Below are 288 nucleotides of genomic sequence, written 5' to 3' on the forward strand. Positions count from 1 at the left end.
TTGGCATGCACAGGCGAAGAAGGACGTGATACGCTGCGATAAGCTGTGGGGAGCTGCGAATAAGCTTTGATCCATGGATCTCCGAATGGGGCAACCCACCTTAAATACCTAGAAAGTTTAAGCCGTGTTTTGGCACGGTTTAGGTTTCTAGGTATTGTTAAAAGGTATCTAACTTTCGAATACATAGGGGTTAGAAGCGAACTCAGGGAACTGAAACATCTAAGTACCTGAAGGAAAGGACATCAACCGAGACTCCGCAAGTAGTGGCGAGCGAACGCGGACCAGGCC

The 288-nt window shown here is 48.3% G+C and carries 1 rRNA gene; it reads left to right on the forward strand.

From position 1 onward, the window contains the following. Positions 1-288, forward strand: a 23S ribosomal RNA gene (locus tag JNB91_RS30525); the annotation flags it as partial.

Source organism: Aliirhizobium wenxiniae, assembly GCF_019511445.1.
GTDB lineage: Bacteria > Pseudomonadota > Alphaproteobacteria > Rhizobiales > Rhizobiaceae > Neorhizobium > Neorhizobium wenxiniae_A.